The sequence below is a fragment of the Psychrobacter sp. Marseille-P5312 genome (assembly GCF_900291405.1).
Lineage (GTDB): Bacteria > Pseudomonadota > Gammaproteobacteria > Pseudomonadales > Moraxellaceae > Psychrobacter > Psychrobacter celer.
The window spans coordinates 1,264,278-1,286,391 of the sequence record NZ_OLML01000001.1 but is presented as its reverse complement, the minus strand read 5'-3'; the positions used below and the strand labels follow the sequence as shown (position 1 = coordinate 1,286,391).

General features: G+C 44.4%; 15 protein-coding genes. 2 read left to right on the top strand and 13 right to left on the bottom strand.

Going from position 1 to position 22,114, the window contains the following annotated elements; translation table 11 throughout:
- Positions 1-23 precede the first annotated feature (23 nt).
- Both C6W44_RS05565 and C6W44_RS05560 read left to right on the top strand, forming a co-directional pair.
- Positions 24-2,228, top strand: a complete 2,205-nt coding sequence (locus C6W44_RS05565; protein ID WP_105244564.1) for a glycosyltransferase family 2 protein — start codon at positions 24-26, stop codon at positions 2,226-2,228.
- Positions 2,229-2,267: 39 nt separating this feature from the next.
- Complete coding sequence (locus C6W44_RS05560; RefSeq protein WP_105244563.1) at positions 2,268-3,194, top strand: sulfotransferase family 2 domain-containing protein; 927 nt, start codon at positions 2,268-2,270, stop codon at positions 3,192-3,194.
- Between the two features lie 99 nt (positions 3,195-3,293).
- Here C6W44_RS05560 and rfbC read toward each other — a convergent pair whose 3' ends face one another.
- The 13 genes from rfbC to sdhA form a co-directional block, all read right to left on the bottom strand.
- Positions 3,294-3,833: a dTDP-4-dehydrorhamnose 3,5-epimerase gene (gene rfbC / locus C6W44_RS05555; protein ID WP_105244562.1), complete on the bottom strand. Its 540-nt coding sequence runs from the start codon at positions 3,831-3,833 to the stop codon at positions 3,294-3,296.
- Between the two features lie 94 nt (positions 3,834-3,927).
- Positions 3,928-4,797, bottom strand: a complete 870-nt coding sequence (rfbA, locus tag C6W44_RS05550; RefSeq protein WP_105244561.1) for a glucose-1-phosphate thymidylyltransferase RfbA — start codon at positions 4,795-4,797, stop codon at positions 3,928-3,930.
- Positions 4,798-4,910: 113 nt separating this feature from the next.
- Positions 4,911-5,819: a dTDP-4-dehydrorhamnose reductase gene (gene rfbD, locus C6W44_RS05545; RefSeq protein WP_105244560.1), complete on the bottom strand. Its 909-nt coding sequence runs from the start codon at positions 5,817-5,819 to the stop codon at positions 4,911-4,913.
- Complete coding sequence (rfbB, locus tag C6W44_RS05540; RefSeq protein WP_105244559.1) at positions 5,819-6,892, bottom strand: dTDP-glucose 4,6-dehydratase; 1,074 nt, start codon at positions 6,890-6,892, stop codon at positions 5,819-5,821. The genes rfbD and rfbB overlap by 1 nt, the downstream gene beginning before the upstream one ends.
- Before the next feature lie 122 nt (positions 6,893-7,014).
- Positions 7,015-8,265 (bottom strand): sulfate adenylyltransferase, encoded by a 1,251-nt coding sequence (gene sat, locus C6W44_RS05535; protein WP_105244558.1) that lies wholly within the window; start codon positions 8,263-8,265, stop codon positions 7,015-7,017.
- Between the two features lie 85 nt (positions 8,266-8,350).
- Positions 8,351-9,394 carry a UDP-glucose 4-epimerase GalE gene (gene galE / locus C6W44_RS05530; RefSeq protein WP_105244557.1) on the bottom strand — a complete coding sequence of 348 codons (1,044 nt, stop codon included), beginning with the start codon at positions 9,392-9,394 and terminating at the stop codon, positions 8,351-8,353.
- Between the two features lie 99 nt (positions 9,395-9,493).
- Entirely contained in the window at positions 9,494-10,369 is an 876-nt protein-coding gene (gene sucD, locus C6W44_RS05525; protein WP_075101409.1) for a succinate--CoA ligase subunit alpha, read from the bottom strand.
- A 187-nt stretch (positions 10,370-10,556) separates the two neighbouring features.
- Positions 10,557-11,723 carry an ADP-forming succinate--CoA ligase subunit beta gene (sucC, locus tag C6W44_RS05520; RefSeq protein ID WP_105244556.1) on the bottom strand — a complete coding sequence of 389 codons (1,167 nt, stop codon included), beginning with the start codon at positions 11,721-11,723 and terminating at the stop codon, positions 10,557-10,559.
- 186 nt (positions 11,724-11,909) lie between these two features.
- Complete coding sequence (lpdA, locus tag C6W44_RS05515) at positions 11,910-13,364, bottom strand: dihydrolipoyl dehydrogenase (protein ID WP_105244555.1); 1,455 nt, start codon at positions 13,362-13,364, stop codon at positions 11,910-11,912.
- A 365-nt stretch (positions 13,365-13,729) separates the two neighbouring features.
- Positions 13,730-14,977, bottom strand: a complete 1,248-nt coding sequence (odhB, locus tag C6W44_RS05505; protein WP_105244553.1) for a 2-oxoglutarate dehydrogenase complex dihydrolipoyllysine-residue succinyltransferase — start codon at positions 14,975-14,977, stop codon at positions 13,730-13,732.
- Positions 14,978-15,133: 156 nt separating this feature from the next.
- Positions 15,134-18,016, bottom strand: a complete 2,883-nt coding sequence (locus tag C6W44_RS05500) for a 2-oxoglutarate dehydrogenase E1 component (RefSeq protein ID WP_105244552.1) — start codon at positions 18,014-18,016, stop codon at positions 15,134-15,136.
- A gap of 1,103 nt (positions 18,017-19,119) precedes the next feature.
- Positions 19,120-19,830 (bottom strand): succinate dehydrogenase iron-sulfur subunit, encoded by a 711-nt coding sequence (locus C6W44_RS05495; RefSeq protein ID WP_105244551.1) that lies wholly within the window; start codon positions 19,828-19,830, stop codon positions 19,120-19,122.
- A gap of 186 nt (positions 19,831-20,016) precedes the next feature.
- Positions 20,017-21,867, bottom strand: a complete 1,851-nt coding sequence (gene sdhA / locus C6W44_RS05490) for a succinate dehydrogenase flavoprotein subunit (protein WP_075101403.1) — start codon at positions 21,865-21,867, stop codon at positions 20,017-20,019.
- Positions 21,868-22,114: the final 247 nt, after the last annotated feature.

Below are 22,114 nucleotides of genomic sequence, written 5' to 3'. Positions count from 1 at the left end.
CAAGACTTGATGATCAGCTGTCTATGAAACTTCTTTCGTGGTTAAATCACAAAATATCTCCCCAAATTAAAAAAAGCACCGTCAACTTGGTACGCAATGAGCTGCAAACAAACAGTGCAACTGTCTATCACTTAACTTTTTCTGATTTTAAGAAAAGGCTGCTTTATGGCTTCTATTTTCTTGAAGTTGAAAATAAAAGTGACCACACACTTGGTTATTATCAGGTGCATATTCTTCTAGAATCAGGTGATAAACTCTCCTACGCACTCCCATTAACCAAGAAGGGCGTCAGTAAACGCCTTATATGGGTGCCCTCTGATGTCAAAGATATTCTTTTATCAAGTGCCACGAGATTTAATAGTGTGGATTTATCCATCGAGATAAACAAAGCTTCCAAGTCTTTTGCCAGACAAAAAATCAAACAAAAGCTAATCAACAAATTAGATTACGATATAGCTAGTCTAAAGCATATGCACTTTGAAGAGCTTTGGGAGCTTTACAACATCTGCTTCCCTACCCATGAGAACCAGTGCAACTACAGACAGTGGGTAAAGTTCAAAGAACATAAATTATGGAGTCCACTCAGCTCCAATCCTTTAAGCTTTCAAATCATATTGAAGGCCTACGATACTGCTCAGCTCGAAAGTTGTGAAAAAATAATTGAACAATTAGAAAATTTTGGGCTTAACAATAAAATCTTACTATTAACGGCTGTTGCTTTTGACCAACAACGCATCATGAGCAAGTACACGGCTGGAACTTTTAATATCATAACAACTGATTCTGACAAAGCCGTAGATTCACTAAACGAGTTTTTGACTGCGAATAAACCGCCCCACTGCCTATTTCTTGATAGTAGCGTATACAGCACCTTGTCGCCTTATATGTTTAGCGAGTTGACTCACGCTATCCATAAACATTCGAATTGTGAAATCATATATTTTGATGAAGACCATATACTCGAACAGCAAAGACTGCACCCTATCTTCAAACAAAGCCTAAATATTGATTTACTTTATTCACAAAACTATATTGGTGATAACTGCTACCTATCTTATGAAAGCTTATCAAAATACGGAGGCTTTAATTCTACGTTCGGAGATTCATTTCTATACGGTCACTACTTAATAACAAGTCAAGAATCACCTCAAAATATTTTTCATATCCCTAAAGTTTTATTACATAAAACTTTAACAGATGAAACACATGTTTTATTAGAGCAGAAGCCTTCTATCAATGAACACTCTGAGATGATATTGAACCACCATCAACCTCTAGCCCTTGGAAAACCAAGTGATTTACCTTGTGCAGAACAGTTTTTAAACAGAATCAACCCCGACATACAAGTTGATTTCGGAATACTCCCTAACACACATCGTATAACTTGGCCTCTTCCTAAGATCTTACCTAGAGTTACTATAATCATTCCTACTAAGGACAGTATTGACCTTGTAAAAACAGCTGTTGATAGCATTTTTGCCAATACAACCTATACCAACTATGAGATTATTATAGTTAACAACAATAGTGAAAAAGCCAGCTCTTTAGAATACTTTGAGCGCTTAGTATCACAACATACCAATGTGACTTGCTTGGACTACCCTTATCCTTTCAATTATTCGGCAATCAATAACTTTGCTGCCAAACATACCAGTGCTCCAGTGTTAGTATTCTTGAATAATGACGTAAAAGTCATAAGTGCCAACTGGTTAACAGAACTGGTACGCCAAGCTCTAAGAGAAGATATTGGCTGTGTGGGTGCTAAGCTATATTATGAGAATGGCCTTATTCAACATGCCGGGGTCATTATGGGCCTAGGACATGTGGCAGGCCACTCGCATCGATTTTTTGATCAAGACAGCGATGGTTACTTAGGTAGGCTGAAACAGGTTCAGAACTATTTAGCGGTCACTGGTGCATGCCTAGCTATTCGTCGTTCTGTCTTTGAAGAAATTGATGGGTTTGAAGAAGAGAAATTACCGGTTGCTTATAATGATGTTGACCTGTGTCTTAAGTCTTTCAAAAAAGGGTATCGTAATGTTTGGACTCCTTATGCAGAGTTATACCATTATGAATCGTTATCTCGTGGCAAAGATACCACACCTGAAAAGAAAGCTCGATTCTTAAAAGAGGTGGAATATATGCATCACAAGTGGGATACCTATATTAAGAGCGACCCATATCACAACCCTAATTTTGCTGCAAATAAAGAAAACTTCACGGTCTAATGTGAGCAGCCTATCGTTACTACTTTAGTTGGTTATAAAATGAATGAAACACTGTTTTTTATACATATCCCAAAAACTGCAGGCACTAGCTTAAGACACGCCTTGGAAAGGGAGTATCCTAATCGCTTATTAAAGGATTATGGACAAAACTCAGAAACAAGCGATGTTATTCATAATATCCGTAATAATGGCTTTGATTTTGAAAGCTATCTAGGGACTCATAATGTTAAAGTATTTACAGGGCATACGAGACTAAAAACGAATAGATTCCACTTCCGATCTCAAAATATATTTTGTTTCATCAGGAATCCCATAGATCAAGTATTGTCTCACTATAGCCATCACACATATCACAACAATTATAGTGAAAGCTTAGAGACCTTTGTTACTGATAAACGCTATCAGAATGTTCAGTCAAAATATTTAGCTGGTTTGCCACTTCGTCAAATCGGCTTTATAGGTATGACAGAACAATATGCATTAAGCCTAGCTATGATTAATAAAATGTACAACTTAAACCTAACGGAACTCAATAGCAATAAAGGCATTATTAAGAAACCCGAGCCTACCACTGACGTTTACGAATTAATCAAAATAAACAATAAAACTGATTTCGAGCTTTACGAAACAGCCCTTCATATGTTTGAAGGAAGAAAGGCTTTATTTAAGCAAACACAGCCTTGGACGTATGGCGATTCTTCTATCGAAAAGCTACGCATACATGGATGGGCCTATACCATCAATAATGATGAGGCTGTTCACTTAAGTCTTTATATAGACGATAAGCTCTTCCAAGAAATAACTGCAGACCAGCTTTTACTAAACATGAGGGCCTTTGGTGCGCCACGTAACGGCTATGTTGGGTATGCTTGCAAGCTACCTAAAGCTGCCTTTGCCGCAAAATCTACGATTAAAGTAGTCAACTCGACTACCAATCAAGTGATTAATACACATTACCTAACCTAGGTTAAGGTTAATAGCCATTTACTTCAAAAGATTAGCTAGCAAGAAGCCTCTATCTTAAGATAGAGGCTTCTTGTATATAATAACCAACGGTGGGGTGAGCTAAAACTTAGGTGCTTCTTCGAACGTAAGCCCCTTAGCGTCTTTATCTGAAAGTATTGGGTTAACACCTGCAGGCCAGTCAACTCCAATAGTGTCATCATTCCACATCAAAGAGTATTCATCACCCGGATTGTAATAGTCCGTGCATTTGTAAACAAACTCAGCTTGCTTACTGGTAACGATAAAACCATGGGCAAAGCCAGGGGGAACCCAAAGTATTCGTTTGTTATCTGCACTCAGGTATTCGCCTACCCACTGACCAAATGTCGGTGAGTCTTTACGCATATCAACAGCCACATCAAATACTTCACCCCGAACAACTCGGACCAGCTTTCCTTGTGGCTTCTCATGTTGATAATGCAAACCACGCAATATATTTTTTGATGAACTGCTGTGATTATCCTGCACAAACTGGTAGTTACCGCAGTTTTTTTCAAACTCTGATTGACGGAAAGTTTCCATAAAGAAACCTCTTTCATCACCAAATACAGGAGGGGTCATTAAAACCACATCGGGTATTTCTAACTTCTTATATTCCATAGCATTCAACCTTGATTACATACTTATTTAATATTTTACCAATATTTTGTATAAGCAACTGTGCCAAAACGAGAGAGAGGTAAATTATTAAGTATTAGCTTTCAAGCAACTTTAATAAATACTGTCCATACTGCGTTTTCTTAAATTTATTACCTTCAGCTACAAGTTGCTTGTCATCGATCCATCCATTACGCCAAGCAATTTCTTCGAGGCTAGCTACTTTTAAACCTTGACGATGTTCAACAGTCTGTACATAACTACTTGCTTCAAGCAGTGAGTCGTGAGTTCCCGTATCTAACCAAGCAAAGCCGCGGCCTAATTTCTCAACGTGCAAATCTCCACGTTCTAAATAAGCATTATTGACTGAAGTGATTTCAAGCTCTCCACGATCAGATGGCTTAACAGACTTAGCAATTGAAACAACATCGTTGTCATAGAAGTACAGGCCAGTAACAGCATAGTTTGATTTTGGATTAGCTGGCTTTTCTTCAATCGAGATGGCTTTTCCATTCTCATCGAAATCAACCACACCAAAGCGCTCAGGATCATTAACCAAGTAACCAAATACTGTTGCACCATTTTTACGTTCAGTGGCCTGCTTGAGCTGCACAGAGAAGTGTTGGCCATGGAAAATATTATCGCCCAACACCAAACAAACTGAATCATCACCAATGAACTCCTCACCGATAATGAAGGCTTGGGCAAGGCCATCTGGATTTGGCTGAACTGCATAACTGAATTTAACGCCAAATCTTTCACCCGTGCCTAATAGTTTTTGATAGGCTGGCATGTCATCAGGCGTAGATATAATAAGTACTTCAGAAATTCCAGCAAGCATTAATACCGAAATTGGATAGTAAATCATAGGTTTGTCATAAACAGGCAGCAGCTGCTTTGAAACACCCATGGTGATAGGGTGCAACCGTGTTCCCGAACCGCCTGCCAGCACAATACCTTTTGTCATAATTGCTTCAACCTTATTAATTTTATTTTCATTTAAAATACAGATAAACTTAATTTTCAGTTAAGCTATTTGTTCTAGCCAAACCCATTTTACTCAAATCTCACTGAAAAAACCTAACTTTTATTCATTTCCAGCCATTCCTCAAAGGTTAAGCATAGCTGACTTTGCCATGTTGGCATTGCTAGACCAAACGCTGATTCTATTTTATCGAGACTTAAGCGCGAGTTTAAAGGACGGGCTGCTGGTGTTGGGTATTCAGTAGACTCTATTTGACCCAGACCGTCTTCTTTTAAGGCTAACGTGACACCTTCTGCACGCGCTCTTTTAAATATCATTTGAGCAAAGCCATGCCAACTGGTGAATCCTCTTGGTGCTAAATGATAAACACCGCTCAATTTATTAGCATTGTTAGATGCCATAAACTTTTGAATACACAGTGAGGTGACCGTTGCAATCAAACGTGCTGGTGTTGGTGCGCCAATTTGATCACTCACAATATTAAGCGCTTCTCGCTCTTTACCCAATCTCAGCATACTGAGCAGGAAATTACTGCCACGAGCCGCATAAACCCAACTTGTTCTAAAAATTAGAAATTTCGAAGCAATATTTTCTACTGCTAAATCACCTTCAAGCTTTGATTGGCCATATAAATTCTGAGGTCCTGTTAAGTCATCTTCTGACCAAGGTTTTTCACCATCACCGGGGTAAACGTAATCAGTTGAGTAGTGAACCAAAAGCGCATCATGTATTACGCTTAATTTAGCCAAAATCTTCGGTAAGTCTCTATTTAAAGCAAAGGCATTGTTCTCATCTGTTTCTGCTTTATCAACTGCCGTATATGCAGCAGCGTTGACAATAATGTCAGGTGCTAGCTCATCAATATGCTTATACACAGCATCAGAGTCTAAAAAGTTCACATCACCACGGCTGACTGTGATAATCGAACCCAAAGACTGTAGCTGGCGATGTAACTCAAATCCAACCTGCCCTGTATGTGCAAGGAGTACTATCTTCTTAGCCATTATTTTTTCGCCAATTTGTTGTTGATGTCTTGGTAAGAGCCATCTTGGATAGACTGCCACCAAGTAGTATTATCCAAATACCACTGCACTGTCTTCTTGAGACCTGTGTCAAAGGTTTCGTTTGGCGTCCAACCAAGCTCTTTTTCAATCTTCGATGCATCAATTGCATATCGGACATCATGCCCTGGTCTATCAGTGACATAAGTAATCAAATCTTCGTAACTTAAAACACCTTCAGGCTTGTTAAGCGCAAGCGTCTCAAGATGTTTACAGATCGTTTTAACAACTTCGATGTTCTGCTTCTCATTGTGACCACCGATATTGTAGGTTTCACCAATTTCACCTGTCGTTGCTACTAAAACTAAAGCACGTGCGTGATCTTCAACAAACAACCAGTCTCTAATTTGTTTACCATCTCCATAAATCGGTAAAGGCTTTCCTGCTAAAGCATTCAATATCGTTAGTGGAATCAACTTTTCAGGAAAATGATAAGGGCCATAGTTGTTTGAACAGTTCGTTATCAACGTCGGCAGTCCAAATGTACGCTGCCAAGCTCTGACAAGGTGATCTGAAGAAGCTTTACTTGCTGAATATGGACTGCTAGGTGCATAAGAAGTCGTTTCAGTAAATAAGTCATCGGTCCCTTCTAAATCACCATACACCTCATCTGTTGAGATATGGTGGAATCGAAACCCAGCTTGTTTATCATCACTCAAACCTTGATAGTAAGCTCTAGATATCTCCAACAGGTTATAGGTACCTATAACATTGGTTTCAATAAATTCTTTTGGACCGTCAATAGATCTATCAACATGACTTTCAGCCGCTAAGTGCATAATAATATCTGGCTGAAATTCATTAATAACAGACTGACATTTCTCAAAATCACAGATATCTGCTTGAACAAACTCGTATCGATCAGAATTTTCAACATCACTAAGAGACGCTAAGCAGCCCGCATAAGTTAGCTTATCCAGATTTAAAACCGTATGATCCGTATCATTTATTAAGTGTCTAACCACAGCTGAACCAATAAATCCTGCACCACCAGTAACTATAATTTTCTTTTTCATAATGTATCTAATTTATAAGCCATTTACTGTTTAAAAAAGCCGCACTCTAATAATCGAAGTTGAACTTACTATTATTAGAGTGCGGCTCGGTTTCTATTTAAATTGTAATTATGTTTCTTTAATTACTTAGCAGAAGCACCTTTCAGCTCAACTTTAGCACGATCTTCTTTTGCAATCGTTGCATAGTAGTCGCGAAGAATCTGTAATACTTCTGGGCGGCTAAAGTTCTCTGGAACCTCCTCATCTTCAGATAACGCTTTGCGAAGCTTGGTACCTGATACTTTTACATGCTGGTCAGCATCGTGTGGGCAGGTCTTGGTAGATGCCATTGATTGGCAAGCATTACACCAGAAAGTCCAATCAATTTTAATTGGTTTGGTCTTCAGTGCATTTTCTGGAATTTGGTCGAAGATATCTTGAGCATCAAATGCGCCGTAATAATCACCTACACCTGCATGATCACGTCCTACGATTAGCTCTGAACAACCATAGTTCTGTCTAAATAAAGCATGCAATAACGCCTCACGAGGCCCTGCATAACGCATATCTAATGGATAACCAGACTGAATTACCGTATCTTTTTTGAAGTAGTTATCAATTAGAGTTCCAATCGCTTCTTGGCGTACTTCTGCAGGAATATCACCTGGCTTTAATGCACCAAGTAGCGAGTGAATCATCACGCCATCACAGATTTCTACAGCAATTTTTGCTAGATATTCATGTGAACGGTGCATCGGATTACGTGTTTGGAAAGCAGCAACTTTCTTCCAGCCTTTCTTCGCAAACTCTTCACGTGTTTGCGTTGGCGTCATATAGATACCCGCATATTCCGTTGGGAACTCCCCTTGACTGAACACTTCAACACGTCCAGCTAGGTTAACTTCCGCCTGCTCCATCACTTTCTTCACACCTGGATGGTCAGTATCTGTTGTACCAAACACTGTTCTGCATTCATGCTCTTTATCAATGGTGTACTTCTCTTCAAGCGTTAAGATACCCATGATTTCGCCATCTTCGGCTTTCAAAGCAATCTCATCACCAATCTCAAAGCCTTCCGCTTGCTCTGAACTGGCTGATAATGTGATAGGAATTGGCCAGAATAGACCTTCATTCTCCCCTGATTTCAACTCCATGTCATCACAAACACCCTGCCAGTCCGCTTTATTCATAAAGCCGTCTAAAGGAGTAAAGCCACCAATACCAAACATGATTAAATCACCACGCTCGCGAGAACTCATTGTAACGCTTGGTAATGTCTCTGCTTTTTTTAAAGCATTTTCTAGCATTTCGCCTTCAAGCAATAAAATGTTTAGGGCTGGGCTACCATGTGGCGTTACTAAGTTATCAAGTGCTTGCTCAATGTTATCTGACATAAATTATGTCCTTCTTTAAGATTAGAAATATGATTTGAAAAAACTATATACTATATACTATTACTATATACATCAATTAGAAAAATTATGATACATAATAGCCATTCGGGTTTTGACTTTGCCAGCGCCAGGTATCTGCACACATCTCAGCGACAGACAGCTTAGCGTACCAGCCAAGTAGCACTTTGGCTTTATCGGCACTGGCATAGCAGCTAGCGACGTCTCCGGCACGGCGCGCGACAAACTGATACGGCACGCGCTGCCCTGTGATGTCGGTAAAGGCATTGACCAGCTCTAACACCGACGTACCTGTGCCAGTTCCTAAATTAATAGGCAAAAACCCTACTGAGCTGTGCTGTACATGAACTTGCTGCTGTAAATAATTCAATGCCGCGACATGACCGGCGGCCAAATCACTGACATGGATAAAGTCCCGCACGCCTGTACCATCGACGGTCGGATAGTCGTTGCCAAAGATACTAAGTTTCTCCAGCTTACCGACAGCGACTTGCGAGATATAGGGCATGAGATTGTTTGGAATGTCGTTTGGATCTTCGCCTATCTGCCCTGATGGATGCGCGCCTACTGGATTGAAGTATCTCAGAGAGATTAGACTCCAGCTAGGATCGGAGACGGCTAGATCTTCTAGGATATACTCGACGGTCAGCTTGCTTTGGCCGTAAGGGTTTGTACAGGAGCGCGGAGCGGTCTCATCGATAGGCAGGGTCTCAGGATCACCGTATACCGTAGCAGAAGAAGAAAACACGAGGTTCTTAACGTCGTACTCTGCCATGACTTCGAGTAAGGTGATGGTGCCACTGACGTTGTTATTATAATAAAGTAAGGGCTTGGCGACGGATTCACCGACGGCTTTTAATCCCGCAAAATGTATGACACCAAAGAATTGATGAGCGTCGAACACTTGTCTCAATGCCTTGGCATCACGGATGTCCCCCTTAATAAACTCAATAGGTGCACCAATAAGGTGAGAGACACGATTGATCGCTTCACGGCTACTGTTAGATAGATTGTCATAAACAACTATCTCGTAACCTGCATGATGCAAGGCTATACAAGTGTGTGAGCCGATGTAGCCTGCGCCGCCTGTGACGAGGATTTTATTCTTCATAATTTTTCAAACAAAAAAAGACACCTCATTGTAGAGATGTCTTTTTGATAATTCAACACAGCTTTCGTGGCTTTTTGTAGACTTATGCTGACGCCTACCTTACCAGCCAGTAACTTCTTTTAGCTTATCGCCTAGCTTCGATGGGTCACGTGTATACGCGATACCAGCGTCTTCAAAGGCTCTAAATTTCTCTTCTGCAGTACCTTGACCACCAGAGATGATCGCACCAGCATGACCCATACGCTTGCCTTCTGGAGCAGTGACACCAGCGATATAGCCGACCACAGGCTTCGTCACATGGTCTTTGATATAAGCGGCGGCTTCTTCTTCCGCAGTACCACCGATCTCACCGATCAAGATGATCGCCTCGGTCTGTGGATCTTCTTCAAACAGTTTTAGCGCGTCGATCTGGTTCATACCAGGGATAGGGTCACCACCGATACCGATACAGGTTGACTGACCAAAACCAAGCTTAGTAGTTTGAGCTACAGCTTCGTAAGTCAAGGTACCAGAACGTGAGATAATGCCCACTTTACCTGGCTGATGGATGTGGCCTGGCATGATACCGATTTTGCATTCGCCTGGCGTGATGACGCCTGGGCAGTTAGGACCCACTAGACGGACATCGCCTGCTTCTTCAAGATAGCGTTTTGCTTTTAGCATATCGAGAGTCGGTACGCCTTCAGTGATCACAACGATCAACTTCACGCCAGCATCGATTGCTTCAACGATAGAGTCTAGTACAAATGGTGCTGGTACATAGATCACAGACGCGTCAGCTTGAGTCGCTTCCATGGCTTCCGCCATTGTATTAAATACTGGTAAGCCTAGGTGCGTTTGACCGCCTTTACCTGGCGTTACACCGCCAACGACTTTGGTGCCATATTCGATGGCTTGCTCTGAATGGAACGTACCATTTTTACCCGTAAAACCTTGTACCAATACTTTGGTATCTTTATCGATTAATACACTCATTATTTTTTCCTTGTATTCGGTTGTCTTGTGACAGCGACTTGACGACTGATGACCACTATCAATGATGATCTGACAATGACTATCCGAGCCTAGCAAGTGCCATCACGCTTTGACGACTATGCGATAGCGCTTATATGCTTAGAGTTTGGTTTTATCGCCCTACTCTAAGGCGCTGGCGCAATCGGTATTAAGCTTTTACAGCTTCGACAATTTTCTGTGCAGCGTCTGCGAGGCCCTGAGCTGAGATCAATTTTAGACCAGACTCTTCTAGGATTTGCGCGCCTTTTTCAGCGTTGTTACCTTCTAGACGGACGACGACAGGTACTTGTACGTCGACTTCTTTGACCGCAGCGATGATGGCTTCTGCGATCATGTCACAGCGTACGATACCGCCGAAGATGTTGATAAGAACGCCTTCTACGCTGCTGTCTTCTAGGATGATTTTGAACGCTTCTACAACGCGATCTTTGGTTGCACCGCCGCCCACGTCTAGGAAGTTAGCAGGCTTGCCGCCGTACAGTTTGATGATGTCCATGGTCGCCATGGCAAGACCCGCACCGTTGACCATACAGCCGATGTTGCCTTCTAGAGCGACATAGTTTAGGTCAAACTCAGCAGCTTTTAGCTCACGCTCGTTTTCTTGCGTTTTGTCTTGTAGCGCAGCGATTTTTGGCAGGCGATATAGAGCGTTTGAGTCGATACCGATTTTGCCATCGACACAGACGATTTCGCCATTTTCGCGTACGGCTAATGGGTTGATTTCCATTAGGGCAAAGTCGTTTTCGACAAAGGCTTTGTATGCGCCAGTCATCAATTTCACGAACTGGTTGATTTGTTTGCCTTCTAGGCCAAGTTTAAACGCCACATCACGCCCTTGGAACGGCATGAGACCAACCAAAGGATCTACATGTACTTTGAAGATTTTTTCTGGTGTGTTGTGAGCGACTTCTTCGATATCCACGCCACCTTCGGTTGATGCCATAAAGGTCACACGGCGGGTGGCACGGTCGACCACAGCACCAAGATATAGCTCAGTCTGTACTGGATACATATCTTCTGCAACCAAGACGAAGTTGACGGGTTGGCCATCAGCATCAGTCTGGAAGGTGACCAAGTTGGTACCGATGAGCTCTTCTGCCACTTGTTTGGCTTCTTCACGAGTCTTAACCAGCTTTACACCGCCTGCTTTACCACGGCCACCAGCGTGTACCTGTGCTTTGATGACGGCGATATCGGTTGGGGTTTTGTCAAAAGCAGCAGCAGCTTCGTCGCCATTGTGGGCGATGATGCCTTCTTGAATAGGCAATCCGTAGCTTTTTAATAGCTCTTTTGCTTGATACTCATGTAAATTCATTGATTGTATCCCTTGTTTTTTTACAATTAATAAAAAGTGAAAATAAGTGCGCGTAGACCAGAGTTTGGCGCACTTATGACCATAGCAGCAGCGCCGATAGCAGCACTATCATTGACGCCTAAATAGTCAAGTCATAAATCGATACTTGCTTATTTGTTTGCTTGTTTTGCAACGGTAGCGAACGACTTATTTTTTACGCTTTTTACGCTGGATAGCGTGAATGGCGCGGCCATCTGCAGATAGCGCCGCTTCGTGTACTGCTTCTGAGATCGTTGGGTGAGCAAACGTCATCAGCTGCAGGTCTTCGATACTAGAGACAAACTCCATCGCGATCATGCCTTGATGGACGATGTCACCTGCGCCTGCAGAGATAGCATGCATACCTAACAAACGATCTGTTTTGGCATCGGCGACGACTTTGATAGAGCCTTGGCCTTCGCTTTGCGCGAGCGCACGACCGTTGGCCGCTAGGTTAAATGAGCCAGTTTTGACTTCATAACCAGCTTCTTCGGCTTCTTGCTCAGTCATGCCAACCCATGCGATTTCTGGATGGGTATAGATGACGTTGATGATGGTGTCGTAGTTAACCTGAGCTTTTTCGCCATGGATACGCTCGACGGCCATCATGCCTTCTTCCATCGCTTTGTGCGCAAGCATAGGACCACGTACCAGATCACCGATGGCATAGACGCCGTCTAGATTGGTTTTGCACTGATCGTCGACATCGATTAGACCGCGCTCGGTCAAGGTGATACCGCTGTCTTCGCTCAGTAGTTTTTCAGAGTAGGCACGGCGACCGACACAGACGATTAGCTTATCAAAGCTCTCCTCGCTCGACTCGCCTTTGGCTTCGCTGGTCACAACGACTTGATCGCCTTTGACTTCAGCGTTGGTAACTTTGGTATCGACACGGATATCAAGGCCCTGCTTTTTCAGCAGTTTGCCGGCTTCTTTGGCGATGTCTTTGTCAGCAGCAGCCAAGAAGCTTGGTAGCGCTTCATATACCACAACCTCACTACCCAAGCGGCGCCATACAGAGCCTAGCTCCAGACCGATCACGCCCGCACCGATCACACCAAGGCGTTTAGGTACTTCAGTAAAGTCCAGTGCGCCAGTTGAATCGACGATACGGTCACCGTCAATTTTGGCCACTGGAATTTCGATAGGCACTGAGCCTGCCGCAAGAATGACATTTTTTGCGGTGATGGTCGTTTCGCTATCGTCTTCTAGCGCGGTAAATTTAACTTTTTTCTCGCTACCTTTACCATCGATGAGCGTACCCCAGCCTTGTAGCCAGTCAACGCCATTGCCCTTGAGCAATGCTGCCACGCCGCCGGTCAACTGCTTGACGATGCCTTCTTTACGAGCGATCATCTGCTCGATATCGATAGAGACATCACCTGTGCTGATGCCATGCTCAGCTAGGTCATGCTTAGTCGCTTCATAACGATGCGAGCTATCCAGCAAGGCTTTTGATGGGATACAACCAACGTTTAGACAAGTACCGCCAAGCGCAGGCTCGCCTTTATAAACACGTTTTTCGATACAGGCCACGCTCATACCAAGCTGACCTGCGCGAATGGCTGCTTCATAACCGCCAGGACCGCCGCCGATGACGACCAAATCATAATTGTCTTTCATAGTACGTTCCTATTTTTTAGATTATTTTAGATTTTGCTCATGTTGTGTGAGGTATATCGGCACGATGGTGTCACTTTTGTGCAATAACGACCGATCTCATCTTTAACCACAGAGTCAATCATCTGTCTAGTTGATGAAGTATTTAGTAACCAATAGGCTGCCTCAAATGCAGACAGCTCGATAAAGCTTACTAACGACCCGCCGTCAGACGCCGCCCTATAGGACTGCATTTTCATTAAACGTCATAACTAAATGTCATAGCTAAACGGCTTGATTATTGCTAAGCGTGATTTTGCTCAAATGATAATGGCCGATACCAAAGTTAAAAAACTTGTATCAGCGATTGCCAATACAAGCTTAGAAGCTTACAGGTCTAAAAGAAGCATAGTAGGATCTTCGACCAATTCTTTTAGTGTCACTAAGAATTGTACCGCTTCTTTACCATCGATCATACGGTGGTCATAAGACAGCGCTAGGTACATCATCGGCAAGATCTCAACTTTACCGTCGACCGCCATTGGGCGCTCGTTGATGGCATGCATACCCAAGATAGCAGTTTGCGGTGGGTTCAAGATAGGCGTTGACATGAGTGAACCAAATACACCGCCGTTTGAGATAGTGAATGTACCACCCGTCATCTCGTCTAGACCAAGCTTGCCTTCTTGCGCCTTGCTACCGTATTCACGGATTTTGGCTTCGATGTCCGCCATGCTCATACGGTCAGTATCACGCAGTACAGGAACGACGAGGCCGCGATCTGATGATACCGCCACACCGATGTCATAAAAACCATGATAAACGATGTCATCACCGTCTAGTGAAGCGTTTACCGCTGGGAAGCGTTTGAGTGCTTCGGTCGCCGCTTTGACAAATAGCGACATAAAGCCTAGACGTACGCCATGACGTTTTTCGAACTGAGCTTTGTACTTAGTACGCATGTCCATCAACGGCTTCATATTGACTTCGTTAAAGGTCGTCAACATAGCAGTTTCTTGAGTAGCTGACAGTAGACGCTCAGCGACACGCTTACGTAGGCGCGTCATTGGGACACGTTTTTCGGTGCGCTCGCCAGTTGACTCTGCCACAGGACGACCGCTATCTGACTTGATAGAGCTGTCAGCTTTTAGCGTTGGGTTTGCCATATCACTCTTGGTCACACGGCCACCGCGGCCACTGCCTTCGACGTTTTTCGGATCTACGCCAGACTCTTTGGCCGCTTTACGAACGGCTGGGCTTTGATCTTTATGGTCAGCTTCGGCTTTTTTGTCAGTGCCTTGTACTGGCTCACCGCCATCTGTATCTTGCTTAGCTTGCACTGGTGCCGCTGGCTGGTCTGGGTTGACTGCTGGCTCATCGTTTGAGTCTGTGCTACCGCTTGCGCCCGCTTCAAACTCAGCGATCAGCTCGTCAGATAGTACTGTGTCATCTACTTGCTTGACGATTTTGGTCACAACACCATCATCAGGTGCCACAACTTCTAAAACAACTTTGTCAGTTTCGATTTCAGCCAATAGGTCATCACGGTTTACTTGCTGACCTTCACTGACATGCCATTCGACGATCGTGCCATCGGCAACCGATTCTGGAAAAACGGGGGCTTTGATATCAGCCATCGATATACTCCTTAGATTTGGATATTTATCTGCATTATTAAGTCGTGATAGGCAGTCAATACTGTTTGCAACAATGTCACTGATAGGTATTGCCAGTACTGACTGTCATCGCCTGCTTCATGTGTCTTCTATAACTTGTAACGTCTGTCACTTATCTTACTTTGCCAGCTTATCGACACTGATACCAAGGCCACCTGCGATCAGTGCTTGCTGCTGCTGAGCATGCAGTTTTGGCGAGCCTGTCGCAGGAGCGGCGCTCGGTGGACGTGCCACTGGCTCCATGACTTTTGCCTTGGTTGGATGTGGTACGACGATACGGAACATATGCGGCGCCAGATAGTACCAAGCACCTTGGTTCAATGGCTCTTCTTGCGTCCAAACGATTTCTTTTAGGTTGCTGTATTTTTCGATCTCAGCAATCAAGCGTTTTTCTGGCAATGGATAAAGCTGCTCAATACGGACGATGGCCACATGATCAAGGCCAAGCGCACGGCGCTGCTCAAGTAGATCATAGTAGACCTTACCACCACAGAGCACCATACGAGTGATGTTGTCTGCATTGTGCTCATCCATCTCTGGCAGTACCGTCTCAAACTTACCGTTAGCAAGCTCTTCTAGGTGAGAGGTTGCCAGCTTATGACGCAGCAGGCTCTTCGGTGACATAACGATAAGCGGCTTACGAATTGGGCGTACCGCTTGACGACGTAAGGCATGATAAATCTGTGCAGGCGTCGTTGGGGTAATCACTTGCATGTTGTCTTCGGCACATAGCTGCAAGAAACGCTCAAGACGTGCTGATGAATGCTCAGGGCCTTGACCTTCATAGCCATGTGGCAACAGCATGGTCAGACCACAAACGCGCTGCCATTTGGTCTCGCCGCTTGAGATAAACTGGTCAATCACCACTTGCGCGCCGTTGACGAAATCACCAAACTGCGCTTCCCAAACGATGAGCGCGTTGGGTACGGTGGTTGCATAGCCGTATTCAAAGGCCAGTACCGCTTCTTCTGACAACAACGAGTTATAAGTGGCAAAACGTGCTTGGTTTTCGCTGATATGCGATAAAGGCACATACATGCTGCCGTCATTGACGTTGTAGATCTCACTATGGCGATGCGAAAAAGTACCACGGCCGACATCTTCACCAGTGATACGAACCAAGACATTGTCATGATCGACCAATGACGCATAAGCCAAGGTTTCAGCGGCGCCCCAGTTCAATGGTTCTTCGCCTGTTTGCATGGCTAGACGCTGATCGACCACTTTTTGTACTTGGCGCTGTAGCTTGTAGCCTTCTGGCATTTGCGCCATACGGCGGCCATACTCTTTTAATTTTTCGATATCGACGCTGGTATCCCATTCATCGACCAAATCATGACCTAGGTAGGGCTTCCAATCAACAAATAACGCTTCGTTTGGCTCGCTGACCAAGGCATTGGCGACATAGTCACCACGGTCTAGCGACTCACGGTAGTCATCTTCGTACTGTTTTTCTTCTTCTGCACTAAGGACGCCATCGGCGATGAGCTTTTGTGCATAGATAGTACGCGTCGTAGGCAGTTTTTTGATGACCGCATACATCAAAGGCTGCGTCGCTGATGGCTCGTCGGCTTCATTATGGCCGTTACGGCGATAGCAGAACAAATCAATGATGATGTCTTTGTCAAATTCATGACGGTAGTCTAGTGCCAATTGCGCGGCAAACACCACAGACTCAGGGTCATCGCCGTTGACGTGTAAGATAGGAGCATGCACCATCTTGGCCACATCAGTACAGTACTCGGTTGAGCGGGCGTCTTCTTGACGGCTGGTCGTAAAGCCGACTTGGTTGTTGATCACGATATGAACCGTACCACCCGTGGTATAAGCACGCGTCTGTGACATCTGGAAGGTTTCTTGAACCACCCCTTGACCGGCAAAGGCAGCATCACCATGGATAACGATTGGCAATACTGAGTTACCGTCTTGGTTGTCCATAAATGGCTGGTCGTTACGGCGAACTTGACGTGCACGTACCGAGCCTTGTAAGACAGGCGCCACGATTTCAAGATGCGAGGGGTTAAAGGCTAGAGCCAAATGCGCCTCACCGCCTGGTGTCATCACGTTAGAAGAAAAACCGTTATGATACTTAACGTCGCCTGAGCCTTTTTCTGGCTGTACCTTACCATCGAACTCATCAAACAAATCGGCAGGGTTTTTACCTAAGATATTGACCAATAGGTTTAGACGGCCACGGTGCGCCATACCAATGACCATCTCTTTGGTGCCATAGCCGCCAGCCCGTTGGATGATTTCATTAATAGCTGGGATAAAGCTCTCACCGCCTTCTAGACCGAAACGTTTGACGCCAGTGTATTTACGAGCCAGATATTTCTCGAGGCCTTCAGCCGCTGTCAGACGCTCTAAGATAGATAGGCGTTTTTCTTTATCAAATTCGATATAGCCTAGGTTGGTCTCGAGGTATTTTTCCATCCAGCGTTTTTCGGTGCTGGTGGTCACGTGCATGTATTCAACACCGATATAACGGCAGTACACACGCTCCATGATTTCGATGATCTCACGGAGTGTCGCTTCGTCTTTACCGATGTTTAAATCATTGGTCGGAAACACCGTATCGAGATCGGCCTCTGATAGGTTGTGATACGCAAGCGTCAGATCTTCTACTTCGGCACGCGGATGCAGATCTAATGGATCTAGCTTGGCGCGGCGATGACCACGGCGGCGGTAAGCTGAGATCAGCTGCTGCACACCCATTTGTTTAGGATCCGCACAGTCGGCACTGCCAGCAGACGCGCTACTGGTGTCGGTGTTGAGTTTATTGGCGGTTTGATTGCGGGCCAGCAATAAAAACTGATCCTTAATAGCATTGTGTTTGGCATCATTTGGCGACTTGTACTGTTCAAAATACGTTTGCCAGTCTGCATCCACACTATCAGGATCTGTTAGGTATTGCTCGTAGAGCGCTTCGATATAATTGGCATTGTCAGCGGCCAGTTCAGTATGTCCTAGCTCTGCTGCGTCTTTGGTTATACTATTCATAATAATCGTCTATTTGATAGATAAATGAATGGAATCGTGCTTATTATTGTGTAATCTGTCGTATATCTGCTATGTAAACCTTGTGTCACATCAGCGGCTGAGCGTTTATTGACTGAACGCTTATTGATTGTCAAAAGTCTGGATAACCTCTGACTAACTCACGTCAAGCAAATTGAGCGCTGACTGTCTCTCGTCTATTTTTGCATTGCCGCTAACATACGGTGTCGACAATAGCTAAGTAGTGCTGATCGCAGCTATTACAATACCGTTGGTAAAAATATAACTATTCGTGAACGCTCAGTTTTCTGAACCAACTCGTTTCACAACATTAATTTATATATAATGCAAAAAGCCATAACAAATCTATTAACTAACATTTATTAACCACTGGTTATCCATGCTGGTCGTGGCAAGATCATAACAACTATTCACCTGACACATATGGCTAGCAAGGTATGTATAGATGTTGCAATAGCAACCAATGAATCGCCAGTCCTCCTGCTTTCAGCTAGCCTTTCACACGGCTATTTTTGCTGAACTGTTATCCTATCAATGAAATAGGTGACACTCTTAGCCAAATATACATTGCTGTATAGGGTAGCATGTCTACTTTTTACGACATAGTTTGTTTGTTCAATACTAGGTATTTACATAATGAATATCTATTATCAATATAATGATATCATTATTGGCTGATTCTAGCTTGTCATTATACCTGAAGTGGTAAAATCTTCCTAAGCATTCGGCTCAATCAAGCACTAAAATTACCTAAATAAAGGCAAATACCTCATCAAAACCCTGAGCTAATGTGCGCTTACCCGTATGATTTCTTCTATCAGGTTAATGGTATTGCGTATCTAATTATATAGGCCGCGCGCCTTTATCACAGACCTTCTTACACATGATCAACGTACTGTCAATATAGCTTTACCATCATACTGTCATTGATGCACGCTAAAAACACATCGCGCTTGCGCTGCTCTCTGTAAAGGTAGGTGACGCAGTTGAGAAGCCCCCGCCCCCTAATCAATAAAAAACACCACCTAATAGCTAGGTGGTGTTTGTTTTACAGTATCTGTAAAAAACCATGCAATTATAAACGATTAACCTGCTTGGTCAATCAACATATTACGCAGATGACCAATTGCTTTGGTTGGATTCAAGCCTTTTGGACAAACTGACACACAGTTCATGATACCGCGGCAACGGAACAAACTAAACGGATCGTCCAGACGAGCAAGACGCGCTTGCGTGTCACTGTCACGGCTATCAGCCACAAAACGATAGGCGTGTAGCAATGCTGATGGGCCTAAGAACTTATCAGGATTCCACCAGAATGATGGGCAGCTGGTCGAACAGCATGCACATAAGATACATTCGTACAGACCGTTTAGTTGTTCGCGCTGCTCAGGTGATTGCAGACGCTCTGTCGGCGGTGCTGGCTGATCATTGATTAAGTACGGGTGTACTTTTTCGTATTGCTCATAGAATTGGTTCATATCGACGACCAAATCACGAACCACAGGCAGACCTGGTAGAGGACGGACGGTGACTTTTTCTGGCAAGGTGTTCATGTTGATAAGACATGCAAGACCGTTTTTGCCATTGATGTTCATGCCATCAGAGCCACAAATGCCTTCGCGGCAAGAGCGGCGGAAAGTGAGGGTCTCATCTTCTTTCTTTAGGCGTAATAACACGTCAAGCAACATACGATCTGAGTCTAACAGCTCAATCGTATAGGTTTGCATGCGCGGCGCTGCGTCCACATCAGGATCGTAGCGATAGATTTCGATGGTGCGAGTACCTCGGCTCATAATGCTAAACTCCACACATAGGTGATGGCGGGCATACAAAGACTGCGACCTCACCGCGCTAACGACTGACTTATCATTAGCGCGAGCAAGTGCATGTAGCTGGCGGTCACCTTTTAATAAATGAATAAGGGATAAAACGTTTGCGCAGTTTATATATCGAGTATATATCAGGCGCGGCGTCTACCATTAGTAGACGCGGACTTTTGGCTCGATATAGTCGACTGTTAACGGCACTTTACGAACTGGCTTGTAAATGATGCGGTTGCCTTCAGAATACCACAAGGTATGCTTCATCCACTCGTGATCGTTACGGCCATTTGGTGCGTAATCATCATCCTCTGGGCGATCGTAGTCAGAGACACTGTGCGCGCCGCGGCTTTCGTGACGATGCGCCGCTGAAATCATCGTGGCTTTCGCAACTTCGTATAAGTTTGCCACTTCAAAGGCCTCGATACGAGCAGTGTTAAAGACTTGTGATTTATCGGCCAAGTGGATCTTGTCGATTTTTTCACCCAGTGCCAAGATTTTTTCGACACCTTCGTCCATGATGGCTTGGGTACGGAATACGCTGGCATGTTTTTGCATGGTAGCGCGGATTTCATCAGCGACATCTTGCGCGTTGTAGCCTTCAGTAGACTGCTGCAGCTTGTCTAGGCGACGCATGGTGAAGTCAAGCACACGTGGATCTAATGGCTTATAGTTGTGGTCGGCATGGTGGAACTCATCAACGATGTGCTTACCAGCCGCGCGGCCAAATACCACCAAGTCAAGAAGTGAGTTGGTACCTAAGCGGTTGGCACCATGGACACTGACGCACGCACACTCACCGATGGCATAGAGGCCTTTCACCACGTTGCCTTTAGCGTATAGACCGTTTTCATCGGTACCCGCTTCTAGATCTGGTACGATGACCTGACCATGAATCGTGGTTGGAATACCGCCCATCATATAGTGAATGGTCGGGATAACTGGAATTGGCTCTTTGGTGATGTCGACGTTGGCAAAGTTTTTACCAATCTCAAACACTGATGGTAGACGCTTCATAATGGTATCGACACCTAGGTGCGTCATGTCCATTACGATATGGTCAGCGTTCGGACCACAACCGCGGCCTTCTTTGATTTCTTGGTCCATCGAGCGCGATACAAGGTCACGAGGCGCTAGGTCTTTGACCGTTGGCGCATAACGCTCCATGAACGCTTCGCCATCTTTGTTACGCAAGATAGCCCCTTCACCGCGACACCCTTCGGTCAATAGTACGCCTGCACCATGCACACCGGTTGGGTGGAACTGCCAGAACTCCATATCTTGTAGCGGGATACCAGCACGCACAGCCATACCAATACCGTCACCTGTGTTGATATAGGCGTTGGTAGACGCGGCGAAGATACGGCCTGCACCACCTGTCGCTAGTACGGTGATTGGTGATTGGAAGACAGCGATGGTACCAGTTTCTTGCTCAATCGCCACCACACCATTGATGTTGCCATCTTCATCTTTGATCAAATCAAGCGCAATCCACTCGATAAAGAACTCGGTGCCTTGCTCTAGGTTTTTTTGATACAGCGTATGTAGCAGGGCGTGACCTGTACGGTCAGCTGCCGCACACGCGCGTTGTACTGCTTTTTCGCCATAGTTTGAGGTATGACCACCAAATGGGCGCTGATAAATCGTGCCATCTTCGTTACGGTCAAACGGCATGCCCATGTGCTCAAGCTCATAGACAACTTTTGGTGCTTCACGGCACATGTATTCAATCGCGTCTTGGTCACCTAACCAATCCGAGCCTTTTACCGTGTCATAAAAGTGAAAATGCCAGTTATCATTGCTCATGTTACCCAAACTTGCACCGATGCCACCTTGGGCTGCGACGGTGTGCGAGCGGGTTGGGAATACTTTGGTCAAAACTGCAACCTTCATGCCTGATTCAGCCAAATGCAGTGAAGCACGCATCCCTGAACCACCACCACCGACGATGACGGCATCGTAGTTTAGGGTCTTAATATTACTAATGGTATTATCTTGTCTAGTTGCCATTACGGTTTTCCTAATGCCTGTTAATGCTTAGAAGTAAATAAAAAGGCTATCTGTCCTGTGTCTGTACACCAATATTTATTCTCTCAGTGCAGCTTACCTAAAGCACATGACACATCTAGCCTTTAACCACTTAATTTGCATATCTATCGTTATACTGGGCTGAGCGGTATTATGCTCGGCGACTTATCTATCGAGCGCCCTATCAGCGCATTTGTCTTTTTAATCATAAAATATTAGACATAATATA